This window comes from Methanobrevibacter sp. (assembly GCF_045130115.1).
Lineage (GTDB): Archaea > Methanobacteriota > Methanobacteria > Methanobacteriales > Methanobacteriaceae > Methanocatella.
Window position 1 is genome coordinate 1 of the sequence record NZ_JBGUPC010000001.1, and the last position, 15,672, is coordinate 15,672.

Consider the following 15,672-nt stretch of genomic DNA (forward strand, 5'->3'; position numbering starts at 1 on the left):
TCTAATTTTTCTTTATTTTTAATTTAAAAGTAGTAAAATTAATATAATAAGTGAAGCTAATATATTAATATGACTAAAACAAATATAAAAGCTTCAAATAGTAATATGTCTGATAAACTTTATAAACTTTCCGATTTTATTCCAGAGTTTTCTCAATTTCGAACTAATGAGGATAAAACTCGAATTGGATGTCCTTCTATTGATAATTCTTTGTTTGTTTCAACTAGAAAAGGTGAAAAGTATTTTAAGCCAGTGAATGTCGTTTGTCCAGAGTGTTATTCTCGCGATGTTGTTAAAAATGGTACTTATTCTAGAAAATTAATTTTTTTAACAATTGGAGAGCAAAATTGTATTGTGCAGAAATATAAATGTAATAAATGTGGACATGTGATATATACGGATTTATCTAGCATTGTTAATGGAAATGCAAATATAACTATTCCTGTAATTGAACATATTGAGTATTTATATAGTTATTTTAATGGTAGTCTTCATAAAATTCGTAAATCATTGAAAAAAGAACATAACATTGAAATTTCACATCAAAGCATAGAAAACATTATTTTGAAGTCTGAATATGAAATTGAGCATAGAAATTGGACTTTTTCAGGATATTATTTATTTGATGCTCTTTGGGTTAAAAAGAATGGAAAATGGAAGTATATTTTAGCTTTATTCGACTTAGAACTTAATACAATAGTGGCCAAAGAATTGGTCGATTCAGAGACAGTAGAAAACGTATATGACTTTTTGAATCAATCATTACGTAATCAAAAGAAGAATTGCATTATAACAGATTTAAAATCAGAGTATCGAGTAGCAATTGATAAATTACAAATAAAACAACAATTCTGTACATTTCACACAAAACAATTAATAAACAGAGAAATAAGGGACTATATTGACAAAAACAATGCTTCTGAAGAAGAAATTGAAATCATTCATGATTATAAGAGTTTATTTTTTGATATAATTGATGTAGATTCAATAAACGAAGCTAAAAAAATAAGGGATAAATTATTTTATATAAATTCAAATGTTCCATCAGTTATTCGTAAATTAGTCTCCAAATTAATAATTCCCGAATTCAAAAAACTCACAAACCATCTCACGGACTCAAAAATAGCAATAACATCCAATAAAATCGAAAATTGCTTCCTAAAAAACTTCCCAAAACACATAAAAAAATTATTTAAAACAGATAAAGGAATTTTAAAAAGATTCAATCTAAAACTAAAGTATTGGGATGAGGACAATGCGATTTACTAAAAATCACTTAAGTTATTGAAAGTGCATAATTTTAAAAAATATTTTTACATGCTGACTTTTAAACAAAAATATAATTTTATATTTGCTTTCCCCGTGATTAAATTTTTGGATTGGATTTTTATTAAGAAATCCTTAAAAAAATCAAATAATCAAGGAAGATCTCAAAAATGATATAATCTTGACGCAATCATATCATTAGGATACAAAATAAAATGATACGGTACAACGCAAATTGTATGGAAAAGACTTCATTCAAATAGACCCATTTTTCTCCATCAAAAAAATGTCACACCTGCAGACGCCAACAAGAAATCATGCCACCAGACCTGCGAGAATAGACCATGACAATACTTTCAAAATTTAATTAGATTTACACTTTTGAGAGTTTGATTTAAATGAATTACCTGCACAAAACAAAACAGTTAAATAGGGTAAATTGTAAAATATTATTGTTATTTTTATGAATTTTCAATGGGGCCCGTAGCTCAGTCTGGCAGAGCACTTGGCTCTTAACCTTGTTGTCGCGGGTTCAATTCCCGTCGGGCCCATTTCATTACTTTTTTATTATGCTTTATAACAGCAAAAAAAATGATTTAATATTTAATTCTAATAGAATTAAAATATATATTTCATTATCGAATATAAAGGAATTTTCAAATTAGTTTTTGTTGTGTGTCAATGCAGCTAGGTTCATTAACTTCCATTACAAGATCACCATCATTAACATCACCAATCAGCAACGGCGAATCAGGATTATGCAACTTCTGGTTCCTTTTAACCGCTTCATGTTGGCGTTGGCGTAACACACTTCAAATTATCTACTACATTTAGTTAAATTGTTTCCTAATTTACGAACAAATATTGCTTATCAAATGCTCTAACAAAATTGGATATAATAATCAATAAATGAAATATAATATAGTCACTGTCAATAATCCACAATGTCCTTTTTATTTTTTATAAACAGTATTGTTATTATTAACAAGACCACAGTTATTATTATCATCATTAATGAAGTCATACTAAATGAATTAACGGAAAACTGATTATGAGTAATTTTTCCATTTGCCAATATCTGCATTATCACAACTGTAACTGATGATCCTATAGCTCCTACGACCTGCCTTGTGGTGTTGTTGACTGCAGTTGCATCCTCAACATCACCTGCAACAACACTCATTGCCCATGTAATGGCAGGTGATAAACCAAGCCCACAGCCGATTCCCCTGATTAACTGAGTAGCCAACAGATATTCAAATGTGGAATTCATATTATAAGTCATCATGCAAGCAAATCCGATAATATTCACAATTGATGAGGCTATTAAAACTGGTTTTATTCCAATCTTATCGGCCATTATAGGGCTTATGAAATTGAACACAATCATGATTATTGCTGCAGGGAACAATATGAGTCCAGATTCCGTTGGAGAGTAATATGCAACATTTTGTACAAACAACGGTACCATTACATTGATTCCGCACATCATAAAGTATAGTAATGCTGCAAAAACAGTCCCATATACAAAATACTTATTTTTCAGTACTATTAAGTTAACAAGAGGATTTTCAATTTTGTTTTGACGTTTAACAAATATTATTAATGTCAATATTCCAATGATTATTGGTAAAATCACATGAATAAAGCTGAATCCAAACTCTGCAATATTTGAAAATCCTACCATCAACCCTACACAAAATATTATTGACAGTATCAATGATGGGAAATCCAAAGGATAATTTTGGGTTTCAAGTTCAAAGTTTGCAAGGAGTATTGATAAAACCAGAATTACTACAGTTATTATCGCTAAAAATTCAAAAATAACTCTCCAGTTAAATAAGTCAATTATAATTCCGCCGATTGTAGGTCCCATTGCAGGCACAATTCCAACAAGAAATCCCATTAACCCCATGAAAAATCCCCATTTTTCTTCAGGCATTATTCTAAAGATTAATATTTGACCGATTGGCATTAAAATACCAGTTCCCATAGCTTCAAGGATTCTTCCAACAATTAACATTTCAAAGTTTGTTGATAAAAAGCAAAGCAGGGATCCGATGATAAATAAAATGAGTGATGTAATCAATATTGTTTTGATTTTAAATCTTTTTGTAATGTATGCAGTTGGAGGAATCATTACTCCAAGCACCAATAGAAATACTGAGTATGTCCATTGCGCAGTTGCTGAAGATACTGCAAAATCATCCATATAATAAGGCAAACTTGTTGTTACAATACTTTGTGAGATTAATGTGACTGCAGAAGCCATAATAAGTATAATCAAGGTTATTAATCCACTTTTATTTTCAAATTTCATGATAATTGTTCCATAATTGTTGTCAATTAATAATTTATACAATTTACATTAAATATTTTAACAATTAGCCTGTTATTGAACTACAGTGAGAAAAAAAGATAATTTTAAAACTATTTCCCAACTGCAAATGCTAAAGAACACAAATATAACAGTCAAAATGCCTTAATTTAAAATAATCTTTGTTGTGAATCAATATAACTGAGTTCATTGACTTCTTTTACAACATCACCAATCATCAATGGCAAATCGGATTATGAAACCTCAAAGAATTATTCAAAAAAAGCATCAATTCAAATTGCAAGAATAATTGAGCTTACATCAGACATCAAGATGATTGAAATTCAATTATTTATCGTTTTTATAGTCAATGATTGCAAATATCCTTTTGATGCTTGAAAATGAAGTTTCAATAGTGGCCATCGAGGAACTTAGCTTTTTAATAGGATCTGTTAATAATTGCCCATACATAATAACTGCCAATAGAGTCCCTATCTGAATCTCATTACCTGCTAAAAAGTAAATCCCCGCAATATAAACAGTTATCTTACTTATATTTGTTAAAAGGGTTGTAACGGGCACCATAAAATTAGTAACGTTTTTGGATTTGACATAATAATCAATTACAGTTTGATTCATTTTTTTAAACCCTTTTTCATGGAATGAATCACGATTTGACAGGCCTCTTTCAAAATAGCTCATCAATCTCCCCAACTGCATTTGATGACCATCGTAATAGTTTTTAGATTTGACATCACATACATAAAAGCAAACGGCATAAACCGGCAATATCACAAGGTATATTAAGCTCAACCTGAAGTCTGTCATCACAATCAACACTATTACAAAGACTATAAATAGAATCTGCGCATAAATTTCAGTAAATTTAGATGAAACAAACTCCCTGATGTTCATCACATCGTTGTTTAGTCTGGATAGAACAAGACCCTTTGAATTTTCCTGAATGAAACCTGAACCGACAGCATCAAGCTTATCAAATAATTTCATTCTTAAATTATAGGCCACTTTTTCGCCGGTAACTCCCATGATTCTCTTTGGAGGCAATTTGAAGAGATAGCCAACAGAATATAATACGAGCAACAAGGCAAGATTAATGTATATGGCAGGGTCATTAGTTGAATTCCAATTAGACGCCAATAAATCAACAGTCTTTCCTGCAACTTTAGGGGCATAAACCATACACAATGTGGATACAGTAAGTAAAATCAGGGATATTCTTACTTTGATCTTATCTTCTTTTAATATTTCAGTGAATTTTTGGGAGATGGCCTTTCTTTCAGCCCATATACCCCTATCCTCTTGAGTAATATCCTCCTCGACAATTTCTATTCTTTTTGGATGGTCATCTGTGTTTTTGGATTCTATGGTTTTATCTTCCAGAGTCAAGACTTCCTCCAAACGCACAGAAGTGGCATATGCACGTGGCCATCTGTCAATTAATGCTGGAATATTGGTAAGGGTGGTGATGAAGTAGGCAACATATACTAGAATAATGAATGAATCGATTACACTGTCTGTTTCAAATCCTATGGTGTATCCGGAATTAACCATTGCCAATGTAATCAAGACAATAACATATAAACCCCACATTAATATTGGTCCGAGGTAATATTGACTTTTAATATATATGACATTCTTATCATAGGAGTTCTCACATGCCTTTTCAAATTCAGATTCATACTCCTGTTTTTTAAATGGGATCCTGTTGGCTATATCAGTGATTTTGGATAGGAACAACAGGTTTAGCTTTCCATATGTCTTTTTAGCCCTGAAAAATATTTCTACAATTTGTTTCATTCTCAAAATTACAATCAGGGAAAGAATGCTAACAAATGATAAGAAGAATATCGCATAAGTTCCGTCAATCAATGCTATTTCGTATAAAATTGCTATAAATGTAACCGGAATCAGCATTAACTGTTCGAGTATCATCACTATAAATCCCTGTTCTGAGGACATCCCTCTGGTTGACCTTGTAATTAACCCTGAAATTTTAAATTTAGCAATCTCCTCATCAGGCAGGTTCATAAGAATATGAAATATTTTCTCACGAACAGTATATGCTGCTTTTGAAGCCACTCTTGTTGTGAGAAAAGAAACGGCATAAAGGGCAATCATTGAAATGACTGTATACATTAACATGTATAATCCGGATTTGAAAAGCAAATCGGCGTTCTGCTCCTTGACTCCAGACAAAGCCACACCGAACAAATCAATTATTTCCATTTGAAAGAATGTCTGAAGGATTATTAACGCGAAAATAATCAATATTGTTTTCCATTGGAATTTTAATGCAACACTCAAAAACTTTTTCATGAACATAATCTAGTTTTTAAAATATAAATAGTTCAACATACAAAACATGAGAAGAAAATAAGTCATTATAGTAATATTAGTTGTACTAAATATAACTATTTTAATCGTGTTGATTGTTTCTCACCACATTCAGACAGGAATAATTGCCAATTAATTCATCCGACTGTTTTTTTAAGATTAAATTGACAGTAATATTAATAATTAATAATCAAATAAAGTTGGTTGCTTAGGTTCAATATAGCTAGGTTCATTGACTTCCGTTACAACATCACCCTCTTTAACCTCACCAATCAGCAATGGAGAATTAGGATCATGTAACTTTTGATTCCTTTTGACCAACTTCATGTTACTGTTGGCATAACACACTTTAAATTATCTACTACTTTTAGTGAAATTTGTTCGATACAATACGAACAAAAGATGATTAAAAAGTAGGGGAATTATCTACTACTTTTTAGTTAAATTTGTTCCATAGTTTACGAAGAAATATTACTTGTCAAATGCTCTCACTATAATCCTATAATATTAAAAAAATAGAAAGTGATATTATGGACAACGAGTTAATTGAAGAGATACATATTATGAAAAACCACAGCGAGAGAACGGAGAGAATCTACAAACACGCTGTGAAAAAGTATACTGAATTTTGTGGAATGAGTTTAAAAGAACTCCTAGACGAAGCAGAAGCAGAAGAGGATGCAGGTATAAAATGGAAACGCAGAAAATTAAAAAGAAGACTGTTAACCTTCAGGCAATATCTTCTTGACAATTTTTCGTTGAATACTGTAAAAGCAATGTTCACACCTATACTTGTAATCTACAGGTATTATGAAATTGAACTTTTCGAATTGCCTCCAATAAATAAAAAAGCTGCAAACACATCTGCACCCATACAATTTGAGGACCTGCCAGATAAGGAAATCATCAGAAAGGCGGTGGATGTGGCTACACCAACAATTAAACCTATCATATTATTTATGGCATCCAGCGGTTGTGCCAGAATGGAAACACTAAACCTGACAATCGGAGATTATATTGAGGCAGTAAGTGAATACACAAACGAAACCAATATCTTTGATATAATTGAGGATTTGGGTAACTGTGAAGGTGTAGTTCCAACATTTCACATCAAAAGACAAAAAACAGGAAAACATTTTACCACATTCTGCAGTCCTGAAGCAACTCTTGCAATAAACAATTACCTGCTGTGGAGAATAGACTCCTTACTTGATCGCCGTCGACTTTTTAAGGTAGACCCCAATTATTTTACACATGGCTTTTCACTTGTAAATGAAAGATTAAACTTAGGTAAAGTAGGTAACTACAACCGTTTCCGCAGCCACATGCTGAGAAAGTTTCATGCAAGTGCATTGTACAATGATGGAATGCCAATGGAAAAAGTTAATGAATTGCAGGGAAAGGCTAAAAACCAAACCGATACCGCATACTTTATGGCCAATCCTGATGACTTGAAAGAAGAATATATTCAGCATTTACCTGCACTTACCATGAGCAAGGAGATTGAAAAGATTACCGTCAAATCTCCAGAGTTTATTAAGATGGAAAAGGAAAATGCAGAGTATAAAAAACGAATGGATGGTATTGATGAAGAAATCAGACAGCTTAAAAAGGAAGTCTTAATGAATATCAAATAAAAATTATTAAGTTGAAAATGTAAATTATACATTTCAACATTTTTTCTTATTTTTTTCTAAACACCAATTTTCAAAACACCGATGATTATTTTTTTAGGGTGTACAATTTAATATAAAATAACTCTTTCTACTAAATATTATTCATTAAAATAAGAATAGTAATGTTTATATATTCATTTTGACAAACTATGATTAGCCATTACTAACTGAAAGCAATTTTACGAAGTGAGAACAATTTTTCACACACGTACAACTTTTTTTTAGTACGGCCTGAAAATCAATATCTGGAGGTAAAATATCAAAAAAAGCAATGAGAAAAAAAGATCATGATAAAGGATTATACAAAAATAATTTTTCGTGGACAACGAGTTATATTATTTTTTAATATAATCCTAATGGGTCAGTAAGAAAAATAAAAATAATTAGACACGTCGCCAAACGATGTTAAAAATTAATACTTTTCAAAACTTAACCCAATATTTAGTTTATTTTAAGGAATATATAAATATTTATACATTTTAAATTAAAAGACTTATTTTACTCTAAATATCCGGCAAAGAATTGAAAACTATTTTTAACAACCTACTATTTTTATTTCAAAGACTTCTGACCCACATTGAGTTTTAGATTGTTGAATATACACCCACAAGGGAAAAAACAGGAGACAAAACATAATGTGTGAAGTAATTAAACCCCGACCCAATGAAATAATAATTTTCAATAATTTCAGGGCACTTGAAGAATGTATTGCTGAAATTCAGGAAAACGAAAACATTCAAAGTGAAAGGGAATTTTTCAAGTCATACAGAATCAAGATAATGAAACTTGATTAACACCAGACGGATGAACAACATTAAAACATTAACAGGAGTCTTAATTATGATAGAAATGAAAGACATTGACGGAGAACCTCACGTAATAGTTCCAAAAAACATATGGGACAGAATGTGGGATTTATTTAATAAAATTGAATCAGGTGAATAGTATGAATAGCTATTCACCATTTTCAAAACATTGCATTAACGGAGATGATCAAATGACAACCACCGTTAATCAATTCCAAGATAATTACCATGGCATTTTAACTCACAATGGCGAGATTAAAGTTGCCAAATGCGATGTAGAACAAACAATCCTCCATATTGATGACAATGGAACTGTATTGGTTATGGGTAGAGAAAAAGCATACGTTACTCAAATTCATGCAAAGCTATTGTCATTAATGCACTATGCTGCTAAAGGTGATATTGGATTTGTAAAATTCAGAAGAGGGGAAGCATATATTGTAGGATTTAGGAAAAATAAAGGAGCTAACAAAAATGTCTAAACCAGTTAGATTATATCCTAAACCTGAACCGATGAACCTCAATCCACGATTAATATTAATTGGCAGCATATTATTTGCTTTAGTGATAGGTTGGATTGGAATTGTAACAAGTACAGTAGGATTATAAAAAGGTGATATAAATGGTTAAAGCCGAAATTATAGAAAGCCCTGAAGTTTCTAAAGAAACTGAATTAATAGCTACAGATAATGTTCCAAATGTTGATGTAGCTATTGAACAATGGGACGCTTATCAAAAACTCTGTAAAGGATTATTAAATGAAACAGATTATCAGGAAATTATTGTAAAAGAAAAAGATGAGAACGGAAACTACGTTAAAGTGAAAAGACACTTCAAGAAAAAATCAGCATGGCAAAAGCTATCACGTGCATTCAATGTTGACACCCACATTGTTGACCGGGACATTGAAAGAACAAAAATGGGAAGAGTACGTGAAGCTTACTATTGCGTTAGAGCAACATTACCTAATGGCCGTAGTGTTGAATCTGATGCATTGTGTTCCCGTTCCGAAAAAGGAAAAGACAAAGTGAGCGATCACACTATAATGTCTACTGCAAAGACACGTGCAACCAACCGTGCAATAGCTGAACTGATAGGTGCTGGAGAAGTTAGTGCTGAAGAAATGACAGCTGAAAAAACAATTCAAAGCCAATCAAAATTTTTAAAAGAGGATGGTAACTAAATCCTCTTTAATATTTTTAAATGAGATGATAAAATGAGTTTTAATGATAAACAAACAATATTCACAGATACACAACTTGATTATGAAGAAATTGTAGAAATTCCAGACGGATATGAAAAAGCAGAATTAAAAGACTTTGAAGATGGTAAACTCCTAACCGGCAGGCCAGAAATGTCTTCCGTAACTTCATACACCTTTGATGATGACGGTGAAGAAAAAACAGTTAACAGATTCAAATTATACATCTTCCAGGATGATGACCAATTGTATATTGAAATCAATGTTAACCTCAAAAACGATGGTGACATTCACAAAAACATTCGTAAAGGCAGTGTATTATTTGACTTCATTACCAGCATTCTCGAATTGGAAAATGCAGGTTCCGTTGGTAAATCTAATATCATCAGAAATGTCAACCTTGCTGAATACCGTGAATTCGTTAACAGATTAGGTGAGATGACTATTCAGGTTAAAGAAAAAACTGGAAGCTATGTCTATTACAGTTTCATTGTACGTGATGTCCAAGTGAAATAGCTAATATTGAATGGAGTAAACTCACAATGGCAAGCGGTAAAGCACTGTTGAAAAAATACATTAAGGACAATCATTCCGAAGAGATTGAAAAGCTCAAATCTCAAAATAAACAGTGTAAAGTCAGTATTGATTATGAAAGCCTAAATCAATTCCTAATTGAACAGTCAGGAAAAGATTTCTGGAAACATCAGATTTATGAATTTATAGATCAGATGGAAGAAATTTTCAATACTGGCAATGTTGCCTTGAAATTCATGAATGTGCCTGAAAGAGATAATCTCCATGATTTAGATGCCACAAGCAATAACAAATGGATAAGCACCAGAGCCATGATTAAAAACATAACTGATGTTAGAGTTGATTTGAAACAAGCATGTTACATATGCAGAGAATGCGGAACAATAAACCTGGTTAACATTAACGATCCCAATCAGGCAGAAGTGATTCCAAAATTCTGTAAGAACAATCAATGTGCAGGAACCAGTAAATCCATGTTTTTTGATAAAGACAGTAGTATTTACAGGAATTACAGATTACTGAAATTGGAGGAACCTTTAGAGTTAAGAGGTGGTGGCAGCACCAGAGAATTCAAAGCTATTGTACTGGATTATCTGGCATCACCATTTCATAATCTAAAAGTTGGAGATGTTGTTAATGTAACTGGTATTTTCAAAATCGAACCACGTAAAGTCAAAGGCAGAAGTGATGGACATGAATTCATTATCCATATTCACAACATCACTCCCGTTGATGATGTTTTTGAAGATTCAAGAATATCTGAAGAAGATATAAAAGAAATAATTAATCTATCTAAGCAGGACGATATTTTTGAATTATTATGGCACAGTTTAGCTCCTGAAGTTTACGGTTATGATATGATAAAGAAAGGTTTGATTCTTCAATTATTTGAAGGCAACAGACCATTAAATGATAGCTTCAAATCCAGCATGATGGACCGGTGGACAATTCATGTGCTATTGATTGGAGACCCAGGAATAGGAAAATCCCAATTAATACAATCAATGAAACAGAGAGCACCTAAAAACATTACAATATCCGGAACAAATACATCACAGGCAGGATTGACAGTATCAACCGTTAAAGATGAATTGACAGGAACATGGACAATGGAAGCCGGTGCAACAGTACTTGCAGATACCGGCGTATTGTGTATTGATGAATATGACAAGCTTTCACCGTCAGCACAAAAGAGTTTGAACGAACCTATGGAACAGTCAAGTGTTAGCTCAGCAAAAGCAGGACTCGTTCAAGTCATGTCAGCCAGAACATCAATACTTGCAGGTGCAAATCCCAAGTACAGTAAGTTTGACCCTTACAAATTATATCGAGATCAACTGGACATACCTGAATCAAATTTATCCCGTTTTGATTTGATATTTGTCTTAACAGATGAAGTTGACAAAGAAAAGGATTCCAAACTTGCAGATGCATTGCTTAATAAGGATTTCATTCTTGATGAATCTGAAATTTTAGATATTGATTTGTTTAAGAAATATATCACATGGATGAAAGCGAATTGCTTTCCCGTTTTAAGTAAAGATGCAAAAATATTGCTTAGGGAATTTTATGTTAATACAAGAAAAACCGCTTTGGAAACCAGTGATGGAAAACCAATCACACCAAGGGATTTGAAAGCTTTGGAGAGATTAACAATAGCTAGAGCAAAATGTGAATACAGACAAGAAGCTACAATAACAGATGCTATTGAAGCTATTGATATCTATAAAGAAGCATTAAGCGGTTTAGGATTAACATTAGCAACAGCCGGTGCATTACATGGAATTCATTCACAAGATGAATTGAATGTTATATCTGATATGGAGAATATGATTAAAAGCAATATAGCTATTGAAGGTACTCCATTATCTGCTGAATCATTGAGGCATTTGGAAATGGAGTGTGGCATGTTATGTCATGAGAAAGGTATTAATCGTGAGGGTATTTTTGACATTGCATATTCGAATGTGAAAAAATCTCTCTAGGGAAGTTCTTGAAATCATACGGGTATACGGGTAATCCGTATATACGGATAATATTTCAAGACCCCTGACACCTTTTTGAGAATTGAGTATTACCAATGGAGATTGAAAGTATGAGCAAGAAAAGATTGGAATTAACAATTGAAAAAGATATTTTAGAAAAAGCAAAAAAGCATATACCTAATCTATCTGGATTTGTTGAAGAATGTCTAAAGCATTACTTCGGTTATGCAGATGGAATATTCCCAATAGGAAACGTTAATGAAATCACAGATAAGATTGGTAGATTGCAGGTAGAATTGTTTTTAATTAATCAAAACTACGATGCTGAAGAAAGTAGGAAAAATGCAGAAAATGAAGAAAGAGATAAAGCGTGGAGATTCCTATGGAATGATTTTAAACCAAGTTTAATTCCAGATGAAACTTTATTGGAAAAAGCTATTGAAGTATTAGGAATCAATGGCGAAGAACTAGAAGATATTCTTGACTGGGTTTACATAACTGATGTTAAAGTAGACACTAACTCCTGGCAAGAAGTATTAAAAGCATATAATGAAAATAAAGACGAATAATAAATCTAAAGTGTTATGTGGAATACTACTTTTCCACATTAACTCTTTGTTGGTACTTTTATAGCTAATTTGACCATTTACGGCTTAAGTCAGTGTCATTAAATACAGTTTTTTCCTGACATTCTTTTAACTCACTTATGTTACCTCTAAAGAATTTTAAGCAGAAATCTTTTTTTGCATTGAAATTATCGCAGTTTAAATGAATATTTTCCTGACAGTTATCGCAACAAATGTCAGTGCCTTCTTTGTTTTTACAGGATAATGCATCGTTATCATCAAGATAACGGTATTCACAGTCGTTAAATATTATATCATTCATAAAATCCAAATCCTCCGTTTTTTATTTTATCATATTACAATCTGTTAATAAGAGAATAAATAAATTATTATCCGGAGTATAATTTATTTTTTTATGTAGAATACCATTTATCCACATTAACTCTTTGTGATTGTTTTTCTCCAACTATTTTTTCATAACCCCCTGTAAATGCCACCACACAGTCATCATGAATAGCTTCATTGGGATAAGCTGTAATTTTTTCTAAAAATTCCATGGCCCATTTTTTCGTAAACCCTGTTCTATCCCTCCCAACTAGGAAAATTCCATTCTTCTGAATATCGGCTGAAACTCTTCTTGCCCTATCAATTTTGTTTTCTCTTGAGTTACCAGCACCTGTAGTGAACCCTCTTCTGTTTAACTCATCAATTATTAATAATCCGAAGTTTTTACCTGTGCTTCCATCGAGTTCTATGTACTGTACATCTGACTTGTCACGTGCAGCAGTATTCAGTATTTCATTGATCAAGTTTCTTGACTCAAGTTGAAATTCATATGAATCCAGGATGTAAATATTTCCAGTTAGATCTTTAGCTAGTAGAACTCCTGCAGTATAATCTGGATCACTACCTTTCAATTTGTCATCGTTCAATACTTCAGTAGCTGCAAGATCCCAATATCTGATAATCTTAACTATTGGAATCTTCACGTATTCATCGTGAGAGATTATGTGGAAGTCTGATTCATCGAATAGCTGACCTTTAATAGATGCATACCAGTTACCGTTCATTAACTGTTCACGTGTGACTCTATCAAGACCCATAAGATATTCTTCATAGTCTTTTCTATCTAAATAGATATTATCTAAATAGCTGGAGCTGATGAATCTGATTTGTGATTTGTCCTGAATGTCTGTATCTATTTTTTCTATGAATCTTTCACGTACCCATTTGTTTCCACGTTTTCCAGGATTACTAGAGCACATTAACTGTGTTGGGAGTTTATTGTCTTTTGTTTTCCTTACTCTTGACCTCATGTAGATATATTTGAATCTTTCAAGTTGGGTGAGTTCGTCAATGCCTATGAATTGGTATTCAGAACCTTGATAAGTATCCAAGTCGTTAATGTTTCTTAAGTACCCAAATGTTAGTGAATTGCCGTTTGGAAATGTCCATGAGTGTTCTGTTCCATCCCATTTTGGTCTAATAGCTGGGTCTCTTTGAATCTCTTTTCTGTTAAGCCATTGACTAGCTTTATGGATTAAAGCTCCTTTACGCTTCAGGTCAGATAATGTTCTTCTCAAGATTAATGCATGGTATTCATTGGCATCATCCTGAACATAGAATAATGCCCTCATTAACAGACTGGTTGATTTACTTCCTCCTGCAGCACCACCAATCAAGACTTCCTTTTCAGTTGCCAATATCATTTCAGCCTGTTTTGGAAATGGAGAAAATGGAATATATGGATTCTCATATACACATTTCTGAAGAATAGCTTTATCTCTAGCATCTAAATAGAATTCACCTTTTTCATTGTACATTATTATCATCTATTTGTTTTGCGAGGATTTCTATTTCGTTCATTATATCTTTTTGTGAGATTTCTATTTTCTTATCTTCAAGTTCAAGAACACGGTTTTTGAATAATCTATCCATTTCATCTTTGAATAATCTGTTTTTAGCTTCAAATGCTTTGACTGATAATTCTAAGTAACGAATTTTTAATTCTGTTAAATCAAGCAGATATCTTGCTAGACTTTTTTCATTGGCATTGTATCTTACTTCCTGGTCGAGCTTTGCAAAGTCTATTTCAATGTCAACCGCATTTTTGGTAATCTTGTCAAGATTGTTAAGGCCTGTTTTGATGTCTGTTACCTGTTGCTGAAGTATTGTATCAATAGCTAAATCTATATTGTCTGTGTGAACTTCATTGTCTATTATTTGGCCTTGAGTTATTGCTCTGTTTGTTAATGATTCTTTATCTCTTGCTCTTGGGTCTTTCTCTTCATCGGTTAAATGATATTTCTTTTTGAATCTTGAGAATGTGGATCGGCTTACTTCGATTTCATGTTCCTCTTCAAGCCATCGTCTGACATTTGCATCTGTTGCTCCTGAAGTTTTCATTACTTGAATCTCATCCAGCAATGTTTCCAGGAATTCTGTTTTTGTCAGATTTAATCCTGCTTTGAATTTCCTATAGGTGATCTCTGCAACATCACGATTATATTTTGTTTTCAATAACTCTATGACTTCCTTGTTGCTCATTCCCTTTTTGCAGCAGTTTATTATTTCCCGTTCGTGCTGTTCTAAAAAATATATGATATCTGAATTTCCACGACCCATAGTGATGGTTCTCCTATAAATCTCTTAATTCCCTTTCCAGTTCCTGTTTTCTAGCTTCAATTAACTGGTATTCCCTTTGTTTCATAATTCTTTCATAATTGGGATTGTTGTGTATTAGTGTTAATGTTTCCTGTGCATCGCCAATAGTTATTAGCATTGCTCCAAGTTCGTATGCATCCTTGTGTGTAAAACTAGATTCTTCTACTATTTTTTTGAGTGTTATTTCAACTCTTGCGCTGATGTTGGTTTTTTCAGGTAACATAATACATATATTTATTATGTATTATATATAAAATTTTATTATAAAAAAAATATAAAAGTAATAATAAATATTACTTTCA

At 32.2% G+C, this 15,672-nt stretch carries 18 protein-coding genes and 1 tRNA gene; 11 read left to right on the forward strand and 8 right to left on the reverse strand.

Going from position 1 to position 15,672, the window contains the following annotated elements; genetic code table 11:
* Nucleotides 1-69: 69 nt before the first annotated feature.
* Both ACJMML_RS00005 and ACJMML_RS00010 read left to right on the forward strand, forming a co-directional pair.
* Entirely contained in the window at nucleotides 70-1,269 is a 1,200-nt protein-coding gene (locus ACJMML_RS00005) for a transposase family protein (protein WP_405305407.1), read from the forward strand.
* Nucleotides 1,270-1,743: 474 nt separating this feature from the next.
* A tRNA-Lys gene (locus ACJMML_RS00010) sits at nucleotides 1,744-1,817 on the forward strand.
* Between the two features lie 105 nt (nucleotides 1,818-1,922).
* Here ACJMML_RS00010 and ACJMML_RS00015 read toward each other — a convergent pair.
* Together ACJMML_RS00015 and ACJMML_RS00020 are read right to left on the reverse strand one after the other, a co-directional pair.
* The gene (locus ACJMML_RS00015; protein ID WP_296812907.1) at nucleotides 1,923-2,075 is read right to left on the reverse strand and encodes a hypothetical protein; all 153 of its coding nucleotides are present in this window, start codon (nucleotides 2,073-2,075) and stop codon (nucleotides 1,923-1,925) included.
* 122 nt (nucleotides 2,076-2,197) lie between these two features.
* Nucleotides 2,198-3,586 (reverse strand): DHA2 family efflux MFS transporter permease subunit, encoded by a 1,389-nt coding sequence (locus ACJMML_RS00020; RefSeq protein ID WP_405305408.1) that lies wholly within the window; start codon nucleotides 3,584-3,586, stop codon nucleotides 2,198-2,200.
* A 207-nt stretch (nucleotides 3,587-3,793) separates the two neighbouring features.
* Here ACJMML_RS00020 and ACJMML_RS00025 point away from each other — a divergent pair, with 207 nt between their 5' ends.
* A complete protein-coding gene (locus ACJMML_RS00025; RefSeq protein WP_405305409.1) occupies nucleotides 3,794-3,982 on the forward strand; it encodes a hypothetical protein in 189 nt (62 codons plus the stop codon).
* On the opposite strand, the gene ACJMML_RS00030 is transcribed toward ACJMML_RS00025, so the two are convergent.
* Both ACJMML_RS00030 and ACJMML_RS00035 read right to left on the reverse strand, forming a co-directional pair.
* The gene (locus tag ACJMML_RS00030; RefSeq protein ID WP_405305410.1) at nucleotides 3,932-5,920 is read right to left on the reverse strand and encodes an ABC transporter transmembrane domain-containing protein; all 1,989 of its coding nucleotides are present in this window, start codon (nucleotides 5,918-5,920) and stop codon (nucleotides 3,932-3,934) included. The genes ACJMML_RS00025 and ACJMML_RS00030 overlap by 51 nt on opposite strands.
* Before the next feature lie 201 nt (nucleotides 5,921-6,121).
* Nucleotides 6,122-6,265: a hypothetical protein gene (locus ACJMML_RS00035; protein ID WP_405305411.1), complete on the reverse strand. Its 144-nt coding sequence runs from the start codon at nucleotides 6,263-6,265 to the stop codon at nucleotides 6,122-6,124.
* Between the two features lie 203 nt (nucleotides 6,266-6,468).
* Between ACJMML_RS00035 and ACJMML_RS00040 the strand changes: the two genes are divergently transcribed.
* From ACJMML_RS00040 to ACJMML_RS00075, 8 genes are all read left to right on the forward strand, one after another.
* On the forward strand, nucleotides 6,469-7,575 hold the full coding sequence (locus tag ACJMML_RS00040; RefSeq protein WP_405305412.1) for a tyrosine-type recombinase/integrase: 1,107 nt from the start codon (nucleotides 6,469-6,471) through the stop codon (nucleotides 7,573-7,575).
* A 674-nt stretch (nucleotides 7,576-8,249) separates the two neighbouring features.
* Nucleotides 8,250-8,408: a hypothetical protein gene (locus tag ACJMML_RS00045; RefSeq protein ID WP_296889496.1), complete on the forward strand. Its 159-nt coding sequence runs from the start codon at nucleotides 8,250-8,252 to the stop codon at nucleotides 8,406-8,408.
* A 152-nt stretch (nucleotides 8,409-8,560) separates the two neighbouring features.
* Nucleotides 8,561-8,902, forward strand: a complete 342-nt coding sequence (locus tag ACJMML_RS00050) for a hypothetical protein (RefSeq protein ID WP_296889494.1) — start codon at nucleotides 8,561-8,563, stop codon at nucleotides 8,900-8,902.
* Nucleotides 8,895-9,029 carry a hypothetical protein gene (locus ACJMML_RS00055; RefSeq protein ID WP_296812617.1) on the forward strand — a complete coding sequence of 45 codons (135 nt, stop codon included), beginning with the start codon at nucleotides 8,895-8,897 and terminating at the stop codon, nucleotides 9,027-9,029. The genes ACJMML_RS00050 and ACJMML_RS00055 overlap by 8 nt, the downstream gene beginning before the upstream one ends.
* Before the next feature lie 13 nt (nucleotides 9,030-9,042).
* Nucleotides 9,043-9,603 (forward strand): hypothetical protein, encoded by a 561-nt coding sequence (locus ACJMML_RS00060; protein WP_296889492.1) that lies wholly within the window; start codon nucleotides 9,043-9,045, stop codon nucleotides 9,601-9,603.
* 33 nt (nucleotides 9,604-9,636) lie between these two features.
* Nucleotides 9,637-10,137 (forward strand): hypothetical protein, encoded by a 501-nt coding sequence (locus ACJMML_RS00065; RefSeq protein WP_116592761.1) that lies wholly within the window; start codon nucleotides 9,637-9,639, stop codon nucleotides 10,135-10,137.
* A gap of 26 nt (nucleotides 10,138-10,163) precedes the next feature.
* Complete coding sequence (locus ACJMML_RS00070) at nucleotides 10,164-12,140, forward strand: minichromosome maintenance protein MCM (protein WP_296889490.1); 1,977 nt, start codon at nucleotides 10,164-10,166, stop codon at nucleotides 12,138-12,140.
* Between the two features lie 110 nt (nucleotides 12,141-12,250).
* Nucleotides 12,251-12,709 (forward strand): type II toxin-antitoxin system CcdA family antitoxin, encoded by a 459-nt coding sequence (locus tag ACJMML_RS00075; protein ID WP_296889488.1) that lies wholly within the window; start codon nucleotides 12,251-12,253, stop codon nucleotides 12,707-12,709.
* 64 nt (nucleotides 12,710-12,773) lie between these two features.
* Here the strand turns inward: ACJMML_RS00075 and ACJMML_RS00080 are convergent, their stop codons facing one another.
* From ACJMML_RS00080 to ACJMML_RS00095, 4 genes are all read right to left on the reverse strand, one after another.
* A complete protein-coding gene (locus ACJMML_RS00080) occupies nucleotides 12,774-13,028 on the reverse strand; it encodes a hypothetical protein (RefSeq protein ID WP_296889486.1) in 255 nt (84 codons plus the stop codon).
* A gap of 91 nt (nucleotides 13,029-13,119) precedes the next feature.
* Nucleotides 13,120-14,529 carry a phage terminase large subunit gene (locus ACJMML_RS00085; protein ID WP_405305413.1) on the reverse strand — a complete coding sequence of 470 codons (1,410 nt, stop codon included), beginning with the start codon at nucleotides 14,527-14,529 and terminating at the stop codon, nucleotides 13,120-13,122.
* A complete protein-coding gene (locus ACJMML_RS00090; protein ID WP_405305414.1) occupies nucleotides 14,519-15,331 on the reverse strand; it encodes a hypothetical protein in 813 nt (270 codons plus the stop codon). The genes ACJMML_RS00085 and ACJMML_RS00090 overlap by 11 nt, the downstream gene beginning before the upstream one ends.
* 13 nt (nucleotides 15,332-15,344) lie before the next feature.
* Nucleotides 15,345-15,593: a hypothetical protein gene (locus ACJMML_RS00095; protein WP_405305415.1), complete on the reverse strand. Its 249-nt coding sequence runs from the start codon at nucleotides 15,591-15,593 to the stop codon at nucleotides 15,345-15,347.
* Between the last annotated feature and the right edge of the window lie 79 nt (nucleotides 15,594-15,672).

Bases quoted from the DNA above. Each gene is read 5' to 3' on its own strand.
- ACJMML_RS00005 (WP_405305407.1), top strand. From the start codon at position 70: ATGACTAAAACAAATATAAAAGCTTCAAATAGTAATATGTCTGATAAA.
- ACJMML_RS00020 (WP_405305408.1), bottom strand. From the start codon at position 3,586: ATGAAATTTGAAAATAAAAGTGGATTAATAACCTTGATTATACTTATT.
- ACJMML_RS00030 (WP_405305410.1), bottom strand. From the start codon at position 5,920: ATGAAAAAGTTTTTGAGTGTTGCATTAAAATTCCAATGGAAAACAATA.
- ACJMML_RS00035 (WP_405305411.1), bottom strand. From the start codon at position 6,265: ATGAAGTTGGTCAAAAGGAATCAAAAGTTACATGATCCTAATTCTCCA.
- ACJMML_RS00040 (WP_405305412.1), top strand. From the start codon at position 6,469: ATGGACAACGAGTTAATTGAAGAGATACATATTATGAAAAACCACAGC.
- ACJMML_RS00045 (WP_296889496.1), top strand. From the start codon at position 8,250: ATGTGTGAAGTAATTAAACCCCGACCCAATGAAATAATAATTTTCAAT.
- ACJMML_RS00050 (WP_296889494.1), top strand. From the start codon at position 8,561: ATGAATAGCTATTCACCATTTTCAAAACATTGCATTAACGGAGATGAT.
- ACJMML_RS00055 (WP_296812617.1), top strand. From the start codon at position 8,895: ATGTCTAAACCAGTTAGATTATATCCTAAACCTGAACCGATGAACCTC.
- ACJMML_RS00060 (WP_296889492.1), top strand. From the start codon at position 9,043: ATGGTTAAAGCCGAAATTATAGAAAGCCCTGAAGTTTCTAAAGAAACT.
- ACJMML_RS00065 (WP_116592761.1), top strand. From the start codon at position 9,637: ATGAGTTTTAATGATAAACAAACAATATTCACAGATACACAACTTGAT.
- ACJMML_RS00070 (WP_296889490.1), top strand. From the start codon at position 10,164: ATGGCAAGCGGTAAAGCACTGTTGAAAAAATACATTAAGGACAATCAT.
- ACJMML_RS00075 (WP_296889488.1), top strand. From the start codon at position 12,251: ATGAGCAAGAAAAGATTGGAATTAACAATTGAAAAAGATATTTTAGAA.
- ACJMML_RS00080 (WP_296889486.1), bottom strand. From the start codon at position 13,028: ATGAATGATATAATATTTAACGACTGTGAATACCGTTATCTTGATGAT.
- ACJMML_RS00085 (WP_405305413.1), bottom strand. From the start codon at position 14,529: ATGTACAATGAAAAAGGTGAATTCTATTTAGATGCTAGAGATAAAGCT.
- ACJMML_RS00090 (WP_405305414.1), bottom strand. From the start codon at position 15,331: ATGGGTCGTGGAAATTCAGATATCATATATTTTTTAGAACAGCACGAA.
- ACJMML_RS00095 (WP_405305415.1), bottom strand. From the start codon at position 15,593: ATGTTACCTGAAAAAACCAACATCAGCGCAAGAGTTGAAATAACACTC.